The sequence below is a fragment of the Streptomyces sp. NPDC088730 genome, assembly GCF_044751215.1.
Classification (GTDB): domain Bacteria; phylum Actinomycetota; class Actinomycetes; order Streptomycetales; family Streptomycetaceae; genus Streptomyces.
The window spans coordinates 961,626-984,318 of the sequence record NZ_JBIVLK010000001.1; the positions used below are offsets into that span (position 1 = coordinate 961,626).

General features: G+C 70.5%; 15 protein-coding genes. 11 read left to right on the top strand and 4 right to left on the bottom strand.

Translation table 11 applies throughout. The features are described 5' to 3' along the window. The first annotated feature begins 30 nt into the window (after positions 1 to 30). The 8 genes from ACIP89_RS04355 to ACIP89_RS04390 all read left to right on the top strand — a co-directional run bounded on the left by ACIP89_RS04355 (position 31) and on the right by ACIP89_RS04390 (position 11,139). Complete coding sequence (locus ACIP89_RS04355) at positions 31 to 963, top strand: metallophosphoesterase family protein (protein ID WP_401922589.1); 933 nt, start codon at positions 31 to 33, stop codon at positions 961 to 963. Further along, complete coding sequence (locus tag ACIP89_RS04360; RefSeq protein ID WP_402112942.1) at positions 960 to 1,622, top strand: 4'-phosphopantetheinyl transferase; 663 nt, start codon at positions 960 to 962, stop codon at positions 1,620 to 1,622. Before ACIP89_RS04355 ends, ACIP89_RS04360 begins: the two co-directional genes overlap by 4 nt. 95 nt (positions 1,623 to 1,717) lie before the next feature. Continuing rightward, complete coding sequence (locus tag ACIP89_RS04365; RefSeq protein ID WP_402112945.1) at positions 1,718 to 2,542, top strand: putative 2OG-Fe(II) oxygenase; 825 nt, start codon at positions 1,718 to 1,720, stop codon at positions 2,540 to 2,542. Between the two features lie 55 nt (positions 2,543 to 2,597). Beyond that, positions 2,598 to 3,410: a phytanoyl-CoA dioxygenase family protein gene (locus tag ACIP89_RS04370; protein ID WP_402112946.1), complete on the top strand. Its 813-nt coding sequence runs from the start codon at positions 2,598 to 2,600 to the stop codon at positions 3,408 to 3,410. After that, the gene (locus ACIP89_RS04375) at positions 3,407 to 4,537 is read left to right on the top strand and encodes a zinc-binding dehydrogenase (protein ID WP_401922598.1); all 1,131 of its coding nucleotides are present in this window, start codon (positions 3,407 to 3,409) and stop codon (positions 4,535 to 4,537) included. Before ACIP89_RS04370 ends, ACIP89_RS04375 begins: the two co-directional genes overlap by 4 nt. Positions 4,538 to 4,687: 150 nt before the next feature. Further along, complete coding sequence (locus ACIP89_RS04380) at positions 4,688 to 5,959, top strand: MFS transporter (RefSeq protein ID WP_401922600.1); 1,272 nt, start codon at positions 4,688 to 4,690, stop codon at positions 5,957 to 5,959. A 36-nt stretch (positions 5,960 to 5,995) separates the two neighbouring features. Then, entirely contained in the window at positions 5,996 to 9,583 is a 3,588-nt protein-coding gene (locus tag ACIP89_RS04385) for a condensation domain-containing protein (RefSeq protein ID WP_402112948.1), read from the top strand. Continuing rightward, entirely contained in the window at positions 9,580 to 11,139 is a 1,560-nt protein-coding gene (locus ACIP89_RS04390) for an amino acid adenylation domain-containing protein (protein ID WP_402112950.1), read from the top strand. The genes ACIP89_RS04385 and ACIP89_RS04390 overlap by 4 nt, the downstream gene beginning before the upstream one ends. A gap of 19 nt (positions 11,140 to 11,158) precedes the next feature. On the opposite strand, the gene ACIP89_RS04395 is transcribed toward ACIP89_RS04390, so the two are convergent. Further along, positions 11,159 to 11,896, bottom strand: a complete 738-nt coding sequence (locus ACIP89_RS04395) for a sulfotransferase family protein (protein WP_401925311.1) — start codon at positions 11,894 to 11,896, stop codon at positions 11,159 to 11,161. A 3-nt stretch (positions 11,897 to 11,899) separates the two neighbouring features. Then, positions 11,900 to 15,328, bottom strand: coding sequence for a condensation domain-containing protein (locus ACIP89_RS04400; protein WP_402112951.1), 3,429 nt, complete (start codon positions 15,326 to 15,328; stop codon positions 11,900 to 11,902). Positions 15,329 to 15,481: 153 nt separating this feature from the next. On the opposite strand from ACIP89_RS04400, the gene ACIP89_RS04405 reads away from it, so the two are divergent. Then, positions 15,482 to 16,204, top strand: coding sequence for a thioesterase II family protein (locus ACIP89_RS04405; protein ID WP_401922612.1), 723 nt, complete (start codon positions 15,482 to 15,484; stop codon positions 16,202 to 16,204). 9 nt (positions 16,205 to 16,213) lie between these two features. Here ACIP89_RS04405 and ACIP89_RS04410 read toward each other — a convergent pair whose 3' ends face one another. Both ACIP89_RS04410 and ACIP89_RS04415 read right to left on the bottom strand, forming a co-directional pair. After that, a complete protein-coding gene (locus tag ACIP89_RS04410) occupies positions 16,214 to 17,236 on the bottom strand; it encodes an acyl-CoA dehydrogenase family protein (RefSeq protein WP_401922614.1) in 1,023 nt (340 codons plus the stop codon). Between the two features lie 16 nt (positions 17,237 to 17,252). Further along, positions 17,253 to 18,428 (bottom strand): acyl-CoA dehydrogenase family protein, encoded by a 1,176-nt coding sequence (locus ACIP89_RS04415; protein WP_401922615.1) that lies wholly within the window; start codon positions 18,426 to 18,428, stop codon positions 17,253 to 17,255. 294 nt (positions 18,429 to 18,722) lie between these two features. Here ACIP89_RS04415 and ACIP89_RS04420 point away from each other — a divergent pair, with 294 nt between their 5' ends. Both ACIP89_RS04420 and ACIP89_RS04425 read left to right on the top strand, forming a co-directional pair. Further along, the gene (locus tag ACIP89_RS04420; protein WP_402112953.1) at positions 18,723 to 21,932 is read left to right on the top strand and encodes an amino acid adenylation domain-containing protein; all 3,210 of its coding nucleotides are present in this window, start codon (positions 18,723 to 18,725) and stop codon (positions 21,930 to 21,932) included. After that, the gene (locus ACIP89_RS04425; RefSeq protein WP_401922619.1) at positions 21,929 to 22,687 is read left to right on the top strand and encodes a thioesterase II family protein; all 759 of its coding nucleotides are present in this window, start codon (positions 21,929 to 21,931) and stop codon (positions 22,685 to 22,687) included. Before ACIP89_RS04420 ends, ACIP89_RS04425 begins: the two co-directional genes overlap by 4 nt. Positions 22,688 to 22,693 lie beyond the last annotated feature (6 nt).

Genomic DNA, 22,693 nt, shown 5'->3' on the forward strand with positions numbered 1-22,693 from the left:
CTTCGGCCGACAGAACGGGAAACCGTCTCCATGAGCCATCCGAACGACCCCGGTCCGTCGGCGGGAGTGGGGGCGAGCCGGCTTCTCGCGGTCAGCGACCTGCATGTCGGCATGGCCGAGAACCGGCTGATCGTCGAGTCGTTACGGCCGTCCGGCGACCAGGACTGGCTCATCGTCGCCGGCGACGTCGCCGAGAAGATGGCTGACGTGGAGTGGGCGCTTCAGCTGCTCGCGGACCGGTTCGCCCAGGTCATCTGGACACCCGGCAACCACGAGCTGTGGACGACGGAGAAGGACCCGGTGCGGCTGACCGGGCAGGCGCGCTACGAGCACCTGGTCGAGCTGTGCGGAAAGCTGGGCGTGACCACACCGGAGGACCCGTTCCCGCTGTGGCGGGGGCCGGGCGGACCGGTTGCCGTCGCGCCGATGTTCCTCCTGTACGACTACACCTTCCGGGTCCCGGGCGCGGCGACCAAGGAGGAATCCCTGGCCCGTGCCCAGGAGGCGGGCGTCATCTGCACGGACGAGTACATGCTGCACCACGACCCGTATCCGGCACGGGAGGACTGGTGCAGGGCCCGGGTGGCCCGGACCGAGCGGCGGCTCGCCGATCACGACCCGGACGTCCCCCTGGTGCTCGTCGGCCACTGGCCGCTGAACCGGAAGCCCACCTCGGTGCTGTGGCACCCGGAGTTCGCCCAGTGGTGCGGAACGGAACTCACGGCGGACTGGCACCGCCGTTTCAACGTCGAGGCAGTGGTGTACGGGCACCTCCACATCCCCCGCACCACGTGGTACGACGGGGTCCGCTTCGAGGAGGTCTCGATCGGCTATCCCCGGGAGTGGCGCAAGCGGGGCCACCCCCACGGACTGCTGCGCCAGATCCTTCCGTACGAACCGCCGCCGAAGGAGCCGGGGAGCGGCGGGGAGGCGGCCGGGAGCCGGCAGGGGAAGGTGTCGTGATCGAGCGGCTGGTCCCTGCCTCGGTCTCCTGCGCCTGCTCCCGCGAGGACCGCTGGGGCGCCGATACGCTCTTCCCCGAGGAAACGGCCCAGGTGGCGCGGAGCACGCCCGCCCGCAGAGCCGAGTTCGCCTCCGTCCGTGCCTGCGCCCGGCAGGCCATGGCCCGGCTCGGCCTCGCGCCCGTACCCATCCTGCGCGGCCCCAGGGGCGCACCGCTGTGGCCAGCGGGACTCGTCGGCAGCATGACGCACTGTCACGGCTACCGGGGCGCGGCTCTGGCCAGGGCGCGCGAATTCCGCTCGCTGGGCATCGACGCCGAGCCCCATGTTCAACTACCCTCTGCAATCCGCCAGGCGGTCGTGTCGGCCGCCGAGGAACGGTGGATGGCCGTCCAGAGGCCGACCGTCGCCATCCACTGGGACCGGCTGCTCTTCAGCGCCAAGGAAAGCGTCTTCAAGGCCTGGTATCCGCTGACCCTTCTGGAACTCGACTTCAACCAGGCGGAGATCACCTTCCGTCGCGCGGAGCACGACGCGACCGAGGGCACCTTCACCGCACAACTGCTGTGTCGTGCACCCGGGATACCGGAAACCTTCGAGGGCCGCTGGCTGGTGGCGGAGGGCATCGTCGCCACCGCGGTCGCCGTCCCGTCCGTGTAAACGAGATCTTGGAAAAAGTAGTGCCCGACTCGATCGAGTGTATATATGCTCATCGGGAATTCTTCGTGAGGGGGAGACCGGTGTCAGGTGAGAATTTGACGGCGCTCGCGCTTGAGGATGCGAGTGCCAATAACTCGCCGATCTTCACGTTATTCGACTCGGAAACGGTTGATGAACTCACCCGCGATCACATCCTCCGGCTGGCGGTCGGAGTCCTCGGCGCCGTCCGGATCAAGGGTTTCTCCTCCCCGGTGGACTGCGAGGACGTGATGCGCAGTCTCGCCACGTGCGAGTTGGGCGGATACGACGAGGCGCTGATATTCCCGCGGATCGCGAAGCTGGGTCCCGCGGCGTACGACTTCTACGGTGACTACGGTCTCGGTGAGCGCTATTGGGAGCATGCGGAACAGTCGGTCGCGACTCGTTCGACCCTGCTCCGCGGCGGCGATCCGATGGATGTCGCGAAGCAGCGGCTGCGTTCCGCCTGGGGGGACGATCTGATCCCCGCGACGTCGGGCGGCCGGGAACTCTTTTCCGGCATGATTCGCGAGATCGCGAGCGGTGCGAAGATCCATTTCGATGAGATCGTCCGGGAATTCCCCGGAGTTCTCGATGAGCCGCCCGCCAGTTTCCTTACGTTCAACTGGTATCTCTCGATGCCGGACGGCGGGGGCGAAACCCGTGTACACCGCCACAGGTGGCAGCCGTCGGACGAACAGTACCGCGACGGATACGGGTACACGGAAGAGGCCGTGGAGGGCGAACCGGTCGCCGTCGTCGAACCCGAGGCCGGTGACGCCGTCATCTTCGACTCGCGGAACTTCCACGCGGTCGAGCCGCCCCGGGGCGAGGGGCGAAGGGTGAGTCTCTCGTTCTTCCTCGGGGTGACCGGTCGGGGGCCGCTCGCCATCTGGTCCTGACCCGTCCCGTGTGCCCGGTACGACTTTCTGCCGCATTCCAGGAAGAGGGGGAGATATGCGTCTCAACGATGAACAGGTGGGGCTGTTCCGGGACCAGGGCTTTCTGCTGGTGGAGTCGGTCTTCGACGGGAAAGAGGTCGACGCCCTGCGGGAGGCCTTCCGCAGGGACGGTCTGATACCCGGCGAGCAGCGGATCATGGAGGAGCACGGCGACACCGTTCGCGCGGTGTACAGCTCGCATCGGCGACAGCCCGAGTTCGCGGCTCTGGTGCGGTCCTCCCGGCTGCTCGGCCCCGCACATCAGCTCCTGCACGAGGACCTCTACCTCTACCAGTTCAAGGTGAACGCGAAGCCCCCGTTCACCGGTGACCTCTGGGCGTGGCATCAGGACTACCTCGCCTGGAAGGTCGCCGACAACCTTCCGGCACCGCGACTGCTCAACGTCGGTCTCTACCTCGACGACGTGACCGAGTTCAACGGCCCGCTGATCTTCATCCCCGGTTCGCACCGGAACGGCCTGGTGAGCGAGGGCAGGCGGCGGGAGCAGAGATCCGAGCAGCACCTGGACCCGGACGACATACGGCTGACCGAGTCCCAGATGGCCGGGCTCGTCCAGGAACACGGGATGCAGAGTCCCAAGTGCCCGGCCGGCTCCGTCGTGTTCTTCGACCCGGAAGTCGTCCACGGCTCGGCCCCGAACATGTCGCCCTTCCCGCGTAAACTGCTGATCGCCACCTACAACCAGGTGGCCAATCAGCCCCGCCCCGTGAACGAACCCCGGCCCGAGTACCTCATCTGCCGTGACACGACGCCCCTCAGGACGGCCGACGAACCGCTGGACTCCCTCGCCGGAGGTGGGGCGAAGTGACTGGGCCCACGGCACACGGCACGACCACGGGCAAGGCGGTCGTGCTGGAGGAATTCGGCGAGCCCCTGGTGCTCCGCGAGTTCGACGTCCCGCCCGCGCCACCCGGCGGACTGGTCGTGGAGAGCCGCTTCGGCGGCATCTGCGGTACCGATCTCCACCTTCAGCGGGGCCACTTGGCCATCCCCACCCCGCTCGTGCTCGGGCACGAAGGGCTCGGCACCGTTCACGAGCTGGCCGAGGGGATGGACCGGGACGCCCACGGCTCCCCGCTCGCGGTCGGCGACGACGTCATGTGGGCCTCCTCGATCGCCTGCGGGCAGTGCGTCTTCTGCCAGGTGCACCGGGAGCCGACGCTCTGCGAGAACCGGCGGACCTACGGGGTGAACCGCCCGACCACGGAGGAACCCGCGCTCTCCGGCTCCTGGGCCGAGTACATCGTGCTGCGGCAGGGGACCACGGTCGTCAAACTGCCGGCCGGCGTGGGGCGGTCGGCCGCGATGTCGCTGGCCTGCGCGGGACCGACGATGGTGCACGCGCTGTACGAGCGCCGCCCGGTGCGCGTCGGCGAGGTGGTCGTGGTGCAGGGGAGCGGCCCCGTCGGGCTGGCCGCGGCCGCGCTGGCGCAACTCGCCGGGGCGTCGAAGGTCATCCTCGTCGGGGGCCCGGAGCAGCGGCTCGGCCTCGCGGCCAAGGCGGGGATCGCCGACCACCACGTGAACCTGGTCGAGGCCGAGGACCTGAACCGCGCCATGGACCGGGTTCTCGGCCTGACGGGCGGGGGCGGCGCCGACCTCGTCATCGAATGCACCGGGGTGCCCGCGGCGATCAGCCAGGGAATGCGGTTCTGCCGGCGCGGCGGCTCGTATCTGATCATCGGCCAGTACACCGACAGCGGTGACACGGTGATCAATCCCCACCAGATCGTCCACCGGCAACTCGACGTCGTCGGCTCCTGGGCGTTCAGCGGCGCGCACCTCGTCGAGTACGTACGGCTGCTCCCGGCTCTTGCCCGCCGTTTCGATCTGGCCAGTATGGTGACCGCCTTTCCTCTGGAGGACCATCGCGCCGCACTGGAAGCGGTGGCGAGCGGAGCGGTGATGAAGGCGGTATTCGTCAGTCGCCGGTAATTTCCGGCAGCGGAACAGGGCTTGCTCCGGTGGGCCTCAACTCGTAGCCTGACCAACCTGGTTGGTGTCATTTGTAAGCGCCGTCGGATTCGTCTGCAAAAGACCGCACTTCTGACGCGCATGCTCACTCGGAAAGGTCGGACGTACGTTATGGAAGGCAAGTCCAAGTCATTACTCTTCCGAAACCGCGACTTCGGTTTGCTGTGGTCGGGTGAGTCGGTAAGTCTGCTGGGCAGCGAGATCAGCATCATCGCGCTTCCCTCATTGGCTGTGCTCGTCTTCGGTGAAGGTACTTTGGGCGTCGGTGTCCTTGTTGCACTGCAATGGATACCGTTCGTACTCCTCGCACCACTGCTCGGTGTGTTCACCGACCGATTCCGTCGCAAGCCGTTGATGCACTTTGCCAACATCGGGCGTTTCGTCACGCTCGGATCGTTGCCGCTGGTTGCGGTGCTGGGCCATCTCACCGTGACCCACCTGTATGTGGCCGCGCTGGTCAAGGGCATATTCGATGTGGTGTTCCAACTCGCGTACCAGGCGTATTTGCCGAATCTGCTGGAGCGGGAGGATTTCGCGGACGGGAATGCCAAGACGCAGCTGAGCCGGTCGCTGGCGGTCGTCCTGGGCCGTTCCGCCGGTGGTGGTCTGGTCGGCCTCATCGGCGCCGCCAAGGCCGTCACCGCCGATGCCTTCTCGTACCTGGTCTCAAGCCTCACCCTGCTCTTCATCCGGTCGAAGGAGCCGGCCCCCGCCGTCGCGGCGCGGGGATTCGGCGCGACGCTGGGGGAGCTCCGGGCCGGGGTGCGGCTCACCTTCGGCAACCGCCTGCTGCGCTATCTGACGCTGATGGCGACCTTCGGCAACATGGCGGTCTCGATGACGCTCGCGATGATCATCGTCTACGCGTACAAGGATCTGGACTTCGGTCCGGGACGGCTGGGCCTGGCCCTCGCGGCCGGCGGCTTCGCCGTCGTGGCCGGGGCGATGCTCTCCCGGAAGATCAACGCGAAGTACGGCATGGGGCGGACCCTGATCTTCACCCACCTCGTGCTCGGTGTGGCGTTCGTGCTGCTTCCCACCGCCCAGACGGGCGGGACGACCTTCGCCTTCACGGTGATCGTCATCTCGCAGCTCATCTCCTCGTTCACCTCCCCGATCGCGAACGTCGGCATCATGACGCTCATCCAGAAGGCCACACCCCCGCAGGCCATGGGGCGTGTGGGTGGTGTGGCGCTGCCGTTCGTGTGGGGGGCCAACGCGATAGGTCCGCTGCTCGGCAGTGGCATCGCGGCGGTGTCCAACAACGCGACGACCTTCTTCGTGGCCGCGGCGATGGCATGGATAGCGACGATCTGGATCGTCCTGGGCTCCGTGCACACGCTCTTCGACGAGGTACCGGTGGAGTTGCGGGTCGCAGTCTGAGTCATGGTGCAGGACCGTAGAAGGGGATGAGCTGCCTTGCAGGACCAGGACGCGACAGACAGCCTCGCAGCCAAGCGCAGACGGCTTGCGGCGATGCTGGCCGATACCCGACGAAGCACGGCGACCCGCACCGGCCCCGTTTCCTTCGCGCAACGGCGCCTGTGGATTCTGGACCGCCTGGTCCCGGGCAGCAGTGCCTACAACGTCCCCATCGTTCTGCGGACCCGCACCGCTCCCGACCCCGGCGCGCTGGGCAAGGCGCTGGGCGAGGTGATCCGGCGCCACGAAGTCCTGCGCACGGTGTTCCTCAGCAATGACGGCGTCCCGGTCCAGCGGGTGTGCGCCCCCTACGAGCCGGTGGTCGACGTCTGCGACGTCAGCGCGGAGAGCGATCCGCGGGAGGCGGCGGACCAGCGGGTCAAGGCGTCGATCAGGCAGCCGTTCGACCTCGCGAAGGGGCCCCTGCTACGCGTCCTGCTCGTCAGGACGGGCCCGGAGGACCACCTGATCTGCCTGACCGTGCACCATGTCGTCTGCGACGGCTGGTCGATCGTGACGCTGTTCCGGGAGCTGGACGGGCTGTACGGAATGGTCCGCGACGGAGCCGAGGCACAACTGCCCCCCGTGGAGCAGCAGTACATCGACTTCGCGCTCTGGCAGCGGGCCCGGCTGTCCGGCGAGCGGGCGAAGGAACTGAGCGCCTACTGGAGCGAGTCCCTCGACGGCGCACCGGGCCTGCTGCAGCTGCCCCTCGACGCCTCCCGGCCGGTCCACCACCGTGCCAACGGCGGAATCCACGAGTTCGCCTTCCCCGACCGGCTGCGCGAGGACATCCTCGCCTTCGCCGCGCGGGCGAGGACGACCCCGTTCTCCGTGGTGCTGTCCTGCTTCACCGCGCTGCTGCAGCGGTACAGCGCCCAGGACGACATCGTGGTGGGCGTGCCGGCCGCGGGACAGACCCACAGCGAGCTGCAGGCGATGATCGGCTTCTTCGTCAACACCCTCGTCATGCGGATGGACCTGAAGGGCCGGCCGAGCCTGAACGAGGCGGTCGGCCGGGCACGCGAGGTCGCCCTCGGAGCCTTCGCCCATCAGGACATGCCGTTCGAGAAGCTCGTGGTGGAGCTCCAGCCCGATCGCAACCCGACGGTCACACCGATCTTCCAGGTCCTGTTCAACTTCCAGTCGGCGTCGAACGAAAGACTGCGGCTGCCGAACCTGGACGCCGACCTGGTGCCCTTCGACACCGGGATCGTCCGCTTCGACCTGGAGTTCAACGCCTTCGTCGGAGGAGACGGGATGGGCGGATCCTGGCTGTACAACCGCGACCTCTTCCCGGCGGCCGCCATCGCCCGGATGTCCGGGCTCCTCGAACGCCTCCTCGCCGCGGCGGTCGCACAGCCCGACGTCCCCCTCAGCGGCCTCGACCTGTTCGAGCCCGCCGATCTCGACGAGTTCGGCCGGGTCGGCGGAACCGTTCAGGAGCACACCCGGCCCGCGCCGGGCGGCACGGAGGCGGGCCCGCCGGTCGTCCGCGTCCACCCGCCGTCGAGTCCGGACGCCGAGCGCCGGGTGACCGGCGAACTGCTCCCGGCCTGGCGGGCGATGGGCTCCGATCCCGCAGTGCGCCGGGCGGTCGCCCGGCGCGCGGGGGGCTTCGAGCTGCCGGCCGGCAGCGTGGCGGTGATCGCGGCGGCTGCCGGTGCCGTCGAACCCGACGAGGCACTGTGGGTGCTCGGCGCGGGCGCGCAGCTGGTGCTCGTCGAGGCGGGCGACGGACTGCTGGACGCCGTGCTGAACGTACTGGCCGAGGAGGACGTCCACACCCTCAGCATCGCGCCCGGACTGCTGCACCAGGTGATCCGGGCCGTGGAGCGGGGAGAGGCCGCGCCGGGACCGCGCCGGGTCCTCGTCACGGGCGAGGCCCTGGGCCTCGGCCTCGAACGGCGCTGCCTGCGGGCCCTCCCGGACACCGAGTTCTGGTCGGTCTACCGGGGCGCGGGCATCGGCGACATCGCGAGCCGCAGGTGCGACGGGGACGTTCCGGCAGGCCATGACGTGGCCGGGACCGTCTGTGCGGGGCTGGCCGTACGGATCCGGGACGCCGACGGCCAGTTCGCTCCCATCGGAGCGCCGGGACGGGTGTGCGTCAGCACCGGGCCCGACGCGGCGGACGAGGCCGGGACCGGCGATCTGGGCCGGTTCAGGGAGGACGGGACGCTGGAGGTGCTCGGCGCCGAGGCGGCTCAGACCTATGTGCGGCAGGTCCGGGTGCCCCGGGGCGAGATCGAGGAGACGCTGGCGGGCCACGGCTCCATCGGTGACGCGAGGGTCGTCTCCTCGTCCGACGGCAACGGCGAAGGGCCCGCCCGGCTCACCGCCTGTCTCACGCCCGCGGGGGAGTGGGGAGAGCTCCCGCACCTCCGCGACTCGGTACGGGCGCACGCACAGCGGCTGCTGCCCGGCGTCCTCGTCCCCGACGCGTATCTGTTCCTCGACGAGCTGCCGTTGACGGACCGGGGAACGGCCGACCTGGCGGCCCTGCGCGATACGGAGGGCGCCGACGAGGCCGAGGACGAACGCGTCGCTCCGCGCACCGACACCGAGCGGCTGCTCGTCGAGATCTGGCGGTCCGTGCTCGGCGTCGCGGAGATCGGGATCCACGACAACTTCTTCCTGCTGGGCGGGCACTCCCTGCTGGCGATCCAGCTGATGAGCCGCGTACGCCGGGCGACACGCGTCGATCTCCCCGTGAGCGTGCTGTTCCGCTACCGCACGATCGCCGATCTCGCCGCGCGCATCGCCACCGTCTCCAGCGGCGGCGGGGCCGGCGGCAACCTGGTCCGGATGCAGTCCGGCTCCGCGCCCCTGCCCCTGGTCGTGGTCCACCCCGCGGGCGGCGGCGTGTTCTGCTACGGCCCTCTGGCCACCGCGCTGACCAACCGGACGGTGTACGCCTTCGAGGGACGGCACCCGGGGGCTTCGCTCACCGCGCTCGCCGAGCACTACCTGGAGCAGTTGCCCGAGGAGATCGCGGACGCGCCCTTCGCGCTCGCCGGCTGGTCACTGGGCGGCGTGGTGGCCTTCGAGATGGCCCGCCTCCATGCCGCGAACGGTGGCCCCGCCGTGCCCCTCACCCTGATCGACTCCGCCCTGTTCGAAGGGGATCCCGCCGCGCCCGATGCCGAGGCGCGGCTGCTCGACGGATACCTGCAAGGCGTCCGCGCCGACTTCGACCTGGCGCTCCCGGCCTCGCCCGACATGGCGTTGCTCCCGCCGCGCCGGGTGTTCGCCGACATCCTGGAACGCCTGGGCCCCGATGTGCCCGAGGTCCTCGACCTGGAAGAGATGATGCGCCAGTACTCCGTCTACCGGTCGCACATCCGGAACCTGGCGGGCTACCGCCCCGAAGCCCCCTACCCGGGGAGGGTGCACCTCCTCCAGGCCTCCAAGTCGCCCGCCGCGGCGCCGGCCTGGCGCCCGTACGCGCCCGACCTGGTCGTGTCCCGGGTCGAGGGCGACCACTACAGCATCATGCGCAATCCGGGGCTCGCCGCTGTGCTCGCGGAGCTCGAACGGGTCCTCGCGGACGATCACTCCCCGGAAGGGGGGCCGGTCCGGTGACGCGGATACAGGACGCGACGACCGTCGTCGGTGCGATCGGCGCGGCGGCCGCCGAGCATGCGGCGCTCCCGGCGGTCGTCGACGGGGCGGACTCCCTCTCGTACGAGGAGCTCTGGCGTGACGCGGGCAGGCTCGCGCGACACCTTCGGGCGCGGGGCGTGCGGAGCGGGGACATCGTCGCGCTGGCCGCCGAGCGCTCGCCCGCGCTGCTGGTCGGGCTGCTCGGCGTTCTCCGGGCCGGCGCCGTGGTGCTGCCCCTGGACGTCACCTATCCGGCCGCCAGGCTGCGGATGATGCTGGATGACAGCGGCGCGGCCGTGGTGGTCGGCCAGGAGCACACGCTGGGACCGTTCACCGCGGACGGGCGGGAGGCCTGCGTGCTGGCGGAGGTGCTGAGCGGTGAGGACGGCGGCGAAGCCGCGGAGGAGCTGAAGGAACCGGATCCGGCCGACGGCTGCTATCTGCTCTACACCTCGGGGTCGACCGGTGGTCCCAAGGCCGTGCTGATGCCGCACGCCGGCCTCGCGAACCTCGTCCGCTGGCAGACGGAGGCATCGGGCTGCGGCCCGGGGAGCCGCACCCTTCAGTACGGGGCGATCTCGTTCGACGTATCCCTCCAGGAGATCTTCTCCACCTTCGCCAGCGGCGGGACGCTGGTCTGCATCGACCACGAGACCCGCCGCAATCCGGTTCGTACGTGGGAACTCGTCATCGCGGCCCGGGTGGAGCGGATCTTCCTCCCGTACGTCGGGCTGCAGTCCCTCGTGATGGTCGCCGACGCGGTCGACGTCGAGGCGGCGTCCCTGCGGGAGATCATTCCCGGGGGCGAGCAGTTGCAGTGCACGAGGGCCCTGCGCGAGCTCATGGCACGGCTGCCGGGGTGCCGGATGTTCAACCACTACGGCCCGGTCGAGACCCACGCCGTCACGCACCATCCGCTGGAGGCCGATCCGGCCCGGTGGCTGTCCCTCCCTCCGATCGGCACCGCCATCCCCGGCAACCGCGTGTACGTTCTCGACGCGGACGGCGGGGAGCTGGGCGTGGGCGAGATCGGCGAGCTGCACGTCGCCGGCGCGCAGGTGGCGTACGGCTACTGGAACCGGCCCGCCCTGACGGCCGAACGCTTCCTGCCCGCGCCCGACGGCCACGGCGAGCGGATGTACCGCACGGGTGACCTGGTGCGCAGGCGTGCCGACGGCGCGCTCGACTTCCTCGGCCGGGCCGACGACCAGGTGAAGGTCCGCGGGTTCCGCGTCGAGCTGGCGGAGGTCGAGGCGGCCGTCAGCGACCACCCGGCCGTGAGCGCGTGCGGAGCCACGGTGGCGGGTGACGAGGGCATCGACCGGGTCCTCGTCGCCTTCGTCCTGGCGAAGGAGCCGCTGGACGCGGACGCCGTACGCGAGGAACTGCGGGAGCGGCTGCCCGACCACATGGTCCCCGGGACGCTGACCGTGGTCGGGTCGCTGCCGCAGCTGCCCAGTGGGAAGCTGGACCGCCGCGCCCTCCGGCTGATGGCGGACACCCATCTGGCAGCGGCCCGGAACGCGGTCTACTGACCCCTCGCGGAGGCCGCTGTCAGGAAGGGAGCGTCATCCGCCGGGCCAGCAGCTTCTCGTAGAAGGGCAGATGGAACCGCAGGTACCCGGCGAGTGTCGCGTTGTTGTCCGTGGTGGTCTCGTACGGGGAGGCCACCTCGGCGAAACCCTTCGTCCTGCTGGTCGACTCGTGCCACCGCCGGGTCCTGCGCCACTCCTCCCGCATCCCGGGCTGCCAGGACAGCGCCTCTTCCCGGTAGGCGATCCCCACCCCGGCGCAGTACGCGGCGACGGTGTCGGCGGGCCGCGCCATCAGGAGGTCGGAGTCGACGACCAGCGGTTCACGGCCCGTCGCCTCGACCGCGTCGTAGATCCCGGCCAGCCGTGCGAACCCGACCTCATCCTGTTTCAACGAGGGATTCAGCGCGAAGTGCGAGGCGATCGCCTCCCGGGGGTGGCGGATGATGAAGGTGTGGGTGGCCTCCGCGAGGAACGCGGAGTCGGCCAGCAGGCCCGGGTAGTGGAAGTCCGTGGTGTCCTTGAAGAAGACCGGACGCCGTGCGGAGAGCTCCCGCAGGGCCGCGATCACCTCCGCCTCGCTGCTGGCCCGGAGAGGGCCGACCTCGGCCACCCCGAAATCGGCGACGTGCGAGAAGGGTTCATGGACGACGAGGAAGTCGCCTCGTTCGGCCATCATGCGCATGAAGGCCGTCGAGCGGCAACGCGGTGCGCTCCACAGCGCGAGGATCCGGGGACCGTTCTGCTTCGGCAGTGGCACTGTTCACTCCTGTGAGCTAGGTCGGAGGCCGAGCCCGGAGACCGGCGTGTGCGGTTCCGCGGTCACCTGGGTGAGCAGCTCCACGACTTGGTCGATGCGCCGCAGACCCGTCTCCCGCTCCCACAGACCCGTGTTGATCTCCAGCATGACCAGGAAGGCGTCCTCACGGATGACTCCGTGGAACGACAGCTCGTACCGGGCGGTGCCGTGCGAGAGGAGCTCGTAGCGGGAGGTGCAGCCGTTCAGGTCGAGCGGCATCCAGTCGTCGAGCTGCAGTTCGCAGGTGACCTGGTAGAGGGGATGGCGGTCCGGGCGCCGGTCCGGGCGGACCGCGTCCAGGATTTCGGCGAACGGCAGCCGCTGGTGCTCGTACGACCGGAGCAGGCTCGCGCTCACCCGGTCCAGCAGCTCGCCGAAGGCGGGGTCCCCCGAGCAGTCCACCCGCACCGGGACGACATTGAGGAAGCAGCCCATCAGCTGCTCGGACCCCCGACTGGAGCGGTTCTCCGTGGGAACGCCGACCACGAAGTCGTCCTGCCGGCCCAGCCGGTGCAGCAGGACCACGACCGTGGTGAGGAAGACGGTGTAGGCGGTCACCCGGTGTTCCCGGGCGAGCCGGCTCATGGCGTCGGCGAGCTCCCTGGGCACGCGTCGTTCCAGGAACTCACCCCGGTGGGTGGGCCGCTCGGGCCGAGGCCGGTCGGTGGGCAGGTCCAGCTCGGGTGCGCCGGCGAGCGTTCCCGTCCAGAACCGGCGCAGCCGGTCGCCCTCCCGGCCCGCGAGCATCTCCTGCTCGCCCGAGACCAGCTCGGCGAAGTCGAGTACGAGCTCGTCCAGCTGTACGGCGTGCTGCCCGGTCCGCGCGTTGTAGAAGGCGGAGAGCTCGCGCATGAAGATCGTCATCGAGACCTCGTCGGTGACGAGGTGGTGGAAGAGCAGGTGCAGTACGTGCTCGTGTTCGCCCAGACGTACCAGGCGCGCGCGCAGCAAGGAGTCGCTCGTGATGTCGAAGCCCCCGTACGCGGTCTCCTCCTCCAGGGCGCGACTCTGCTTTCCGCGGATGCTGGGCGGCAGGTGGCCCAGGTCGACGACGGGGACGTCGAAGCCGCGGAACGGCGCGATCCGCTGCACGGGTTCGTTGCCGGTCTCCAGGAAATTCCCGCGCAGCCCCGACTGCCGGGCGACGACGTCACCCACCGCGGCGCGCAGCGCGCCGCCGTCCAGCGGTCCGTCGATGCGGAGCAGCAGGGGAATGGTGTGGGTGAGGAGCCCCGGGTTCACCTGCTCGGCCAGCCAGAGCTGCTTCTGCGCGGCGAGCAGCGGGACGAGCCGCTCGTCCTGGCTCCGGCGGGGCGGCGGCGCCGGTTCCTCCGCGGGTCCGCTCTCCGGGGCCGAGGCGACCAGGCGCAGCACGTCGTCCAGGTACGGATACCGCCGGCGCAGTTCCTCCGTGAGCATGCCGGGCGTCGGGTTCTCGAACAGCGCCCGGATACCGAGCTCCGCGTCGAGGCTCTCGCTCACGTTCGCCACCAGCCGAGCGGCGAGCATCGAGTGGCCGCCGATGACGAAGAAGTCGTCATCGGGCCGCACCGCCGGCAGTTCCATGGTCTCCGCCCACAGTTCGCACACCAGTGAGAGCAGGGTGTCACCGGAGGGGGAGGCAGCCGCCGCGGGGGCGCTGTGCGTCACCAACTCCACCCCGGACACCAGCTGGACGGCGCCGGCCGGGCTCAGACGCGCGGTGAGGCCCGTCGGGATGACGCGGTCCTCGTGGGTGACGTGCAGCGAGGCGGGTGTGTACGCGGACAGCTCGGGCGCGCCGTCCCCGAGCACGAGCCGGCCGGGCTCGGGCGCGAGCACGACCGGCCATTCCCCCGGCAGCCCGGTGAGATCCACCGCCAGGACGGTCTCCGTGCCGGGGAGGGGGAGCATCCGGATGACGCGCGCCCCGGGCTCCTCCCGCAGCCGGACGAGGTCGGCGCCGGCGATCGCGCCGTCCACGACGGTGAGGGCGCCGGACCCGGGCGGGCCCTCCGCCGCGCTCAGGGCCGATCTGACGGGCGCCCCCGCCTCGTACGCCGCGCGGCGCACGTCGTCGGAGGGCCCGGAGGCGAACGCGACGCGTGACAGGGGCAGCCGGGGCTCGTCGAGCAGCGCCCCGAGGAGCCGCTCGTAGTCCCTCATCAGCTCGGCGATGCCCTGCTCGGTGTAGAGCGCGGTGTCGTACTCGATCCAGGCCGCGGCCGCGTCGGCGGTGGCCTCGAACTCCACGATGGTGTCGAACCGCCCCCGCCCCCGCCGGACTTCGACCGGAGTGATCGGGAGGCCGCCGAACGAGGTGGTGCCCAGCGCGTCGAGCCTGGGGAGGAAGAGGTGCTGGATGAGCGGGGTCCGGCTGGGGTCGCGTGCGGGTCCGGCCAGCGCGAGGATGCGGCTCAGCGCCAGGCGTTCGTGGTCGACGGCGCTCGCCACCGTGTCCCCGCAGCGTTCGGTCAGCACCTCGAAGGAGGGGTCGCCGCCCACGTCGAGGCGGAGCGGCAGCGTGTTCGCGAACTGGCCGACGAGTTCGGCCGTTCCGGGGGCCGACCGGTTCGCCGCGAGGACGCCGAGGACGAAGTCGGCGGCCCCGGTGGACCTGTTCACCAGCGCGGCGAAGGCGGCGAGGGAGACCGCGTAGACGGTGGTGCGGTGCTCGCGGGCGAAGGCGACCAGCCTGGGGCCGAGGGCGTCGGCGAACCGGAACTCGCTCCGGCGCCCCTCGGTGCCCTTGAGAGCGGGGCGGGGACGGTCGGTCCGCAGGTCGAGCGCGGCCGGGACGCCGGCGAGGGCGGCACGCCAGAACTCCCCGTCGGTCCGCTCCGCGAGGGGGAGCAGCGCCTCGCGCTCCCACTGCGCGAAGTCCCCGTACTGGAGGCCGGGATCCGGTACGGGGGAGTCCGCCCCGGACAGTGCCGCCGCGTAGTCCCGGCTCAGCTCGTCCACGATGATGCGGACGGCGGTGATGTCGGCGATCAGGTGGTGGACCGAGAGGGCGAGGACGTGTTCGTCCTCGGCGAGTCTCACCACGAGGAGTCCGAGCAGCGGTCCCGTCGCGAGGTCGACGGGGGCCGCGGCGAATTCGCTGGTCGCGGCGTGCATCGCCGGCTCGCGCTCGGCCGCCTCCCGACCGCTCAGATCAAGCCAGGTCAGCGGTGGTGTGGACGGGGCGGGCAGCACGCGAAGGACCGGTCCGCCGTCCGCGTCGTCCACCGTGCTGCGCAGAATTTCGTGCCGCTGTATCAGCGCGGATACCGCTTGGGCGAGGGCGGAAGGAGAGAGCGCGCCCCTGATGCGCATGGCGGTGCATTCATTCTGTGCCGCGCCGGAACCGCCGGAATGGAGAAAGTGCTGCTGGATAGGGGCCAGCGGCACCCGGGAATTCTCCCCCTGCATATCTCCCTCATCAAGTCTCACCACAACTTCGCTTCCCAGTAGGTTAGTTGACGAAACACGGCAGTAGCAGTGGCTGCTGGACCCCGCTACGATCGCCCCGATCGCAAGGCGTCGCGGATAGTCGAAGGAAAAGGGTGGGCAGAACGGGTGACGATGTCGAAATGGTTTCTCAAAACCCCCTCGGATGACGCGGAGTACCGTCTCTTCTGCTTCCCGTACTCGGGTTGTGGTGCTTCGATGTTCCTGAAGTGGCCGTCCCGGCTCGGTGCGGTCGAAGTGCTGCCGCTCCAGCTCCCCGGCCGGGAGAACCGGATGCGGGAGCCGCACTACGGGACCTACGAAGAGCTCGCGGTGGACGTGGTGGACGGGATCGCCGGGTACCTGGACCGGCCGTACGGAGTGTTCGGGCACTGCGGCGGTGCGCTCCCCGCCTTCGAGACCGTGCTGCGGATACAGGAACTCGGGCTCCGCCCGCCCGCGCGCTGTTTCGTCTCCTCGCAGGTCGCGCCGCAGGACGGTCCGCACGGCCGGTTCCTCGGCCTGTCGGAGGACGGTCTGCGGGCCGAACTGTCCGGCCTCTTCGGTGAGCTCGGATCGGCCGACCCTCCCGCCGAGATGGTCGACATGTTCCTTGAGGTCATGACGGCCGATCTGGAGGCGAACAGGCGTTACGTGAAGCCGGAGGCGGGCCGCGCCCCCTGCCCGCTCACCGTGGTGGGCTGGGAGCACGACCACGAAGTGCCCCACGAGCTGATGGGCGGCTGGGCCCGGTGGGCCGAGGCCGACAAGGTCGTCCTCCCCGGCACCCACTACACCTTCCTCGGAGCCCCGGCGGAGCTGATGGAGCGGCTGCGCTCCGGCCTGGTGGCCGGCTGATCCGCCGCCTCATTCCGCCAGTCCCGGAGCCGCGCCCGGCGAGGCGAGGTGCGCCTCCCCCGCCTCCCGCCAGAGCTGGCCGGCCGTGCCCATCCGGGTGCCCTCCACGGAGGCGATCCGGTAGGCCGTCGCCGCGGTCGAATGTGCCAGCATGCCCCGCACCCCGTGGAGGTGGAGCGCCTGCCGGGTGGAGTCCAGGGCATGCTCGGTCGCGGCCGCGAGCACCTGGGCGGCGTGGGCCGCGCAGTCCTGGCCGAGGTCGTGCCGCCAGGCCGCCTCGTGCAGCAGAAGCCGCCAGCCGTCCGCCATCCCGACCAGGTGGGCGAGCCGGTGGGCGACCGTCTGGAGCTCCACCAGCGGCCGCCCGAACTGCCTGCGGTGATTGACATGACCGCGTGCGGCATCGAGGGCCCGGTCCGCGACGCCGAGGAGGACCGCCGCCTGCCTGATGCGTGCCGCGTCCAGGCTCCGCCGCAGCTCACCCTCGTCCGGGGCGGTCACCGTCGCGGGCGCTCCGGTGAACTGCAGCCGCCGGCCCGGGAGGCCGAGCAGCGTGCTCGTGCGTGAGCCGGAGGTCGCGGGGTCCGGCTGGACGACGTACCAGCGGACGTCCCCGCCCCGGGCCACCGCGCGGACCACCGCGAGGCTCACCTCGCAGTCCGGCAGGTGCTCACTCTCGCCCCAGAGCCGGTTCTCGCTGTCGGCGCGCAGGGTCGGCGCGGTGTGCACACCGATCGTGACGGCGTGAGCGGTGCCCTTGAGGACCTGCCCGAGCAGGGAGTCCGGCAGCTGGCCGGCTGCCGCGAGCTCCAGGGCCAGTACGGTCTCCCGGTGGGCGGCCAGCGGTACGAGGCCGCGTCCGAGCTGTACGTTGACGACGATGTCGGCGCCGAGTCCGAGCCCGAACCCGCCGAGCCGCTCGGGAAGGCCGAGTTCGGGCACCCCGATCGCCGCGAGCTCGGCCTGGACGTCGCTCGTCCTGCTGAGCGCGGCGTCCACCGCGGCGGCGAGCTGGACCTGAAAGGGGTCCATCTGAAGATCCACGCGCTTATCCCCCTGTCTCCACGTCCTCGAGCAACCGGGCACCTGTGACGATGTCGAGCAGTACTTCCGAGGCGCCGCCCGAGATCGTGAGCCCGGGGGCCTCGCGATAGGCCGCCTCAAGTGCGGAGCCGCCGGTCTCGAAGCCGGGCTCGATGACCTGGCTGCCCAGGGCGTCCAGCGACCACCAGGAGATGGCCTGGGCGGTCTCGCTGCAGTGCCACTTGGCCAGCGAGGCATCACTGATGTCGGGTCTGTCCTCCTGCAGATGCTGAAGGGCGCGGCAGGTCAGGAGCCGGCTCGCGTCGAGCCGCGCCCGGTGTCTCGCGAACTCCGCCGCCTGTCCGCCCCGCACGTCACCGTCTTCCCCGTCGGGCGCGGTGAGGCTCCGCGCCGCGAGGCCGAGCCAGTGCCGAGCCCTGACGTAGTAGTCGAGTCCGCTGCGCTCCGCGGCGAACATCCGGGTGATGAGCGACCACCCCTGCCCCGCGGCGCCGAAGAGCGCTTCGGACCCGACGCGCACGTCCACCAGCGCGATGTCGTGGAACTGCTCGTCGGCAAGGCTGGGGAGGGGACGTACGGATACTCCTGCCGTGCTCATGGGGACGAGGAACAGGCTGATCCCCTGGTACCGGCTCTCGCTCTCGTCCGTCCGGACGGCGCACAGGGCGACGTCGGCGTAGGCGCTCTTGAGGTTGTAGGTCTTGCGTCCGTTGACGACCCAGCCCTCGCCGCCCGGCTCCCGGGTGGCTCGGGTGGTGATGCTCGCCAGGTCGGAGCCGTGCTCCGGTTCGGTGAAGAGGATGCACGCGGTGAGGTCCCCCGAGGCGAGCCTCGGCAGGAGCGTGCGTTTCTGCTCCGGTGTGCCCGACTGCAGAATCAGGGAGCCGACGATCTGGACGGAGATGTAGTAGAGGCTCTGCGGTATTCCGTGTCTGACCAGCTCTTCCAGCAGCACGACGGTCTCGGTGAAGTCTCCGTCCCTGCCCCCGTATTCGGCCGGCCACGAAGGGGCGAGAATACCTGCGCGCCCGAGATGACGATAGAGCTCCCGGACGTCGCCGTCCATACCGTCGTCCCTCTGGTGCACCGCCTGCAACAGGCGGCGGGTCTCCGCGGCCGACAGGGTGGATTTGAGCTCTTGTCTGAAGTCAAGGGTTCTGTTAGGGACGCCGAAATCCATGGCTTGATCCTTGTCGAGACTCGATGTCAACACTACTGTGGCACACGTTCACAACCTTCGCAGTGCTTTGACAGCCCCTCAGATGGCTTGCTGTGCAGTGGAGTTGATGATTCCGAGGCCGCACAGGGCGCGAAGCGTAAGACCCGAACACGCCATTCCGGTTTAACTGCTCGTCACTCTTGGTGGACTTGGGGAGAAATGAGTCAGCAAAGTGAGTTACTCCGAAGACTGCGCGGTATGTCGGCCGACCGCAGAGCGGATCTGATTTCCCGGCTGGACAATGTCTCACGAGGTGTGCGCACCGCGCCATTGTCCTTCCGGCAGGAACAGCTGTGGCTCTTCGACAAGGTTTCGGCCAGCGGCGCGGCGTACGGACTCGGCTTTTCCGTTCGCCTCCGGGGGCCGCTCGACGAGCGTGCGCTCGAACACGCACTGAATGACGTGCTGGAGCGGCACAGTGTCCTTCGCTCCGTGTTCCCGCACGAGCACGAGACCGGGATCCAGGTCGTACGGGAGCCGAGGCCCGTCCCGCTGGAGAGCGAGGCCTGCGGATCACCGGGCCCGGAGGAGCACGCGGCGCGGATCGTCCGCGCGGAGCTGCGGAAGGGATTCGACCTCAACGCCGAGGGCCCCGTGCGCTTCCGCCTGCTCCGGGTGTCCGCCGTCGAGCACGTGCTCGTCCTCGTCACGCACCACCTGGTCATGGACCCCCGGTCCCTGGAGGTGCTGCTTCCCGATCTCGCCGAGGCGTACCGGGCACGCCGGGCAGGGCAGGAGCCGTCCTTCGCCGGGGACGCCGCGCAGTTCGGCGAGTACGCGAGCTGGCAGCGCGCGTGGGTGGACGGCGAGGAGGCCAGGGACTGCGCCGAGTTCTGGCAGCGCGCGCTCGCCGCCTGGGAGAACACCGAACTGCCGGCGGACCGGCCGCGGTCCCGGCTCCTCGATCTGACCTCCGCCGCGGCGAGCAGCCCCCTGCCGCCCGGACTGGCGGCCTCGGTACAGGCGCTCGCCGAGCGGCTCGGGGTCCCCGGCAAGGACGTCCTGCTGGGAGCCTTCTACGCGCTGCTGGCCCGGCACACCGCCGCCACCGACCTGACGGTCGGGATGCGGCACACCGTGCCCGGCCCCTTCGCTCCCGAGCCGCTCGTCGGGGACTGCGGCAATCTGCTGCCGCTGCGCCTCGAAGGGGTGGACGACCTGTCGTTCGCCGAGGTGGTCCGCAGGGCCAACGCCGTACGCGAAGAGGCCGAGAGGCACGGCGGTATCCCGTTCAAGCTCGTACTGGACGGACTCCACCTCGACCCCGACCCGGCCAGACTTCCGCTGGTGCAGATCGGCTTCGACGCCCGGACGCACGCGCCCGTGACGGCGTCTGCGGGCGACCTGGTCATGTCCGCCGAACAGCTGGACACGGGCGCCAGCCCCTACGAACTGTCCCTGGAGACCGTGCTCGACGGACCGGACCCCGCGGTGACGGTGCGCTACGCGACGGCGCTCTACCACGACTCCACCGCACAACGGCTCGTCCACCGCTATCTGCGCCTGCTCGCGGACGGCTGCGCCTCCCCCGAGGCGTCCCTCACCGACCTCTCGATCACCGGCCGGGACGAGCGGGAGAGCGTTCTGGAGGAGTGGAACGCCCCCCTCGGACCCTACTCCGCGGACTCGGTGCACCAGGTGTTCCAGCGCGTGGCCCGGGAGCACAAGGACCGGGTCGCCCTCGCGGCGAGGGACGGGGAGACGACGTACGGAGAGCTGGAGACGCGGGCCAACCGGCGCGCGCACCGGCTGCTGGAGCTCGGAGTGGAGCCGGGAAGCTGCGTGCCGGTCCTGGTCAGGCGCGGGCGCCCGGTCGTCGAGGCGATGCTCGCCGTCCTGAAGGCCGGCGCCGCCTACGTACCGGTGGACCTCGGCCAGCCCGCGGAACGGGTCATGTCCATCCTGGCCGACTGCGACGCCCGGGTCGTCCTCGCCTCGGAAGGCGCCGAGGGAGTGCTCGGACCGGCCGGGGTGCGCGTGGCGTACATGGAGGACGACGTGTCCGGGCTGCCCGGCACCGCGCCCGACGTGCGGGTGCACCCCGAGCAACTGGCGTACGTCATCTACACGTCCGGATCGACGGGTGTGCCCAAGGGCGTCCTCATCGAGCACCGCAACGTCACCGGATTCATCCGGACCGTGCGCGACATGTTCGGCCTCGGCCCGCAGGACCGCATGCTGCAGTTCGCGTCCGTCGGCTTCGACGTCTCCGTGTTCGAGATCTTCGGCGCGCTGCTGTCCGGCGCCCGGCTGTACATGGTGGACGACGAGGAGCGGTCCTCCATCGACTCCATCGACGCGCTCATGGTCGACCAGCGGATCACCGTCATCGACCTCCCGCCGGCGATCATGGAGCTGCTCACGCCCGAACGCTACGCCGACCTGCGCGCCGCCTTCGTCGGCGGAGAGGCGTTCTCCGGCGAGCTGACCACCCGCTGGGCCCGCCACTGCGCGTTCACCAACGGCTACGGCCCCACCGAGACGACGGTGACGGTGCTGGCCAAGCTCTGCGAGGGACGATGGGCCGAGTCACCGCCCATGGGCCGGGCCATGAGCGACCACCGCGCCTATGTGGTGGACGCGGACGGCGGCCTGCTCCCGGCCGGCGCCGTCGGTGAACTCGCCATAGCGGGACGGGGGCTGGGGCGCGGATACCTGGGCCGCCCCGACCTCACGGCCGAGCGCTTCAGGCCCGACCCGTACGGCCCGCCCGGCTCGCGGATGTACCTGACAGGGGATCTCGCCATCTGGCGGGACACCGGTGACCTCGCCTTCCTCGGCAGGGCCGACCGGCAGGTCAAGGTCAGGGGCGTACGGATCGAACTGGGCGACGTCGAGGCCGCGTTGCAGACCGTCCCCGGGGTCGCGCGGGCCGTCGCCGACGTAGCGGTCGACCCGCACCGCGGCACACTGCTCGTCGCGTATGTGGTGCCCGAGGACGGAACGGAACTCCAGCTGGACGCCGTGCGGTCCGCACTGGGCAACCGGCTGCCGCCGACCATGATCCCCACCGTGCTCGTACCGCTGTCCGACGTGCCGCTGGCCCAGAGCGGAAAGGTCGACCGCAGGGCGCTGCCCGCGGTCGAGTTCGCCGGACTGGAGAGCGCGGCCGACAGCGACCTCCAGGACTGCACGCCGACCGAGCGCACCGTGACCACCGAGGTCTTCGCCACGCTGCTGGGCACCAAGGTCGCCAAGCACGTCAACTTCTTCGCCCTCGGCGGCACGAGCCTCCAGGCGATCCGGATCGCACCCCGGGTGAAGACCGTGTTCGGCGTCGACGTACCGATCGCCGAGTTCTTCTCGGCGCCCACCGTCGCCGGACTCGCCCGCATCATCGACGAGGCGCTCGCCAGGGAGAGCGAGCGGCGCGACCAGCTCGCGAGCGCGCTCGATCTGGTGGAGGGCAGGAGCGACGAGGAGATCGCGGAGATCGTCCGCAGCAGATTCGGCGACGCCTCGTGACGGGGGCCGGGTTCACCGCCGAATCGCCGTGGATCCGCAGGTCGGCCAGGGCCGCGCCGAAGGTGCGGCTGATCTGCCTGCCCTACGCGGGCGCCGGCGCTTCCGTCTACCGGACCTGGCCCGGCCTCCTGCCCGACTCGGTCGAGGTCCTCGCGCTGCAGCTGCCGGGCCGGGAGGACCGCGCACGGGAGGACCCGCCGACGGACCTACGGGCCCTGGTACGCGCCTGCGCCATCGCGCTGCGGCCCTTCTGCACCGGGCGGTTCGCGCTCTACGGGCACTGCGCGGGGGCTCTCCTCGCCCACGACGTGGCCCATGAGATGGCCGAGCGCTTCGACGTACGGCCGAGCCGCCTGATCGCGGCGGCCCAGCCGGCCCCGTATGTCGCCCCGGCGCAAGCGCCGCTGTACGAGCTCCCCGACGAGGAGTTCACCGAAGCGGTGCGGGTGCGGGGCGGGCTGCCCCGGGAACTGCTCGCCAACCCGGACATGCTGGAGTTCCTGCTGCCCATGCTGCGAGCCGACTTCGCGCTGTGGGAGCGGTACGAGCACGGGAGGCGGCCCGCACTCTCCTGCCCGGTGACGACCCTGCGCGGCCGGGACGACCCGGTCGTGAGCGGTGCTCTGGCGCAGACCTGGCGGGAGTGCACCGAGCAGGGCCACGACCACCACGAGGTCGACGGCGGCCACTACTTCGTCAACCGGATGACGCACGGGACCGCGCGGACGATCGCCCACGCGGTACTGGCCGAGTGAGGGGGG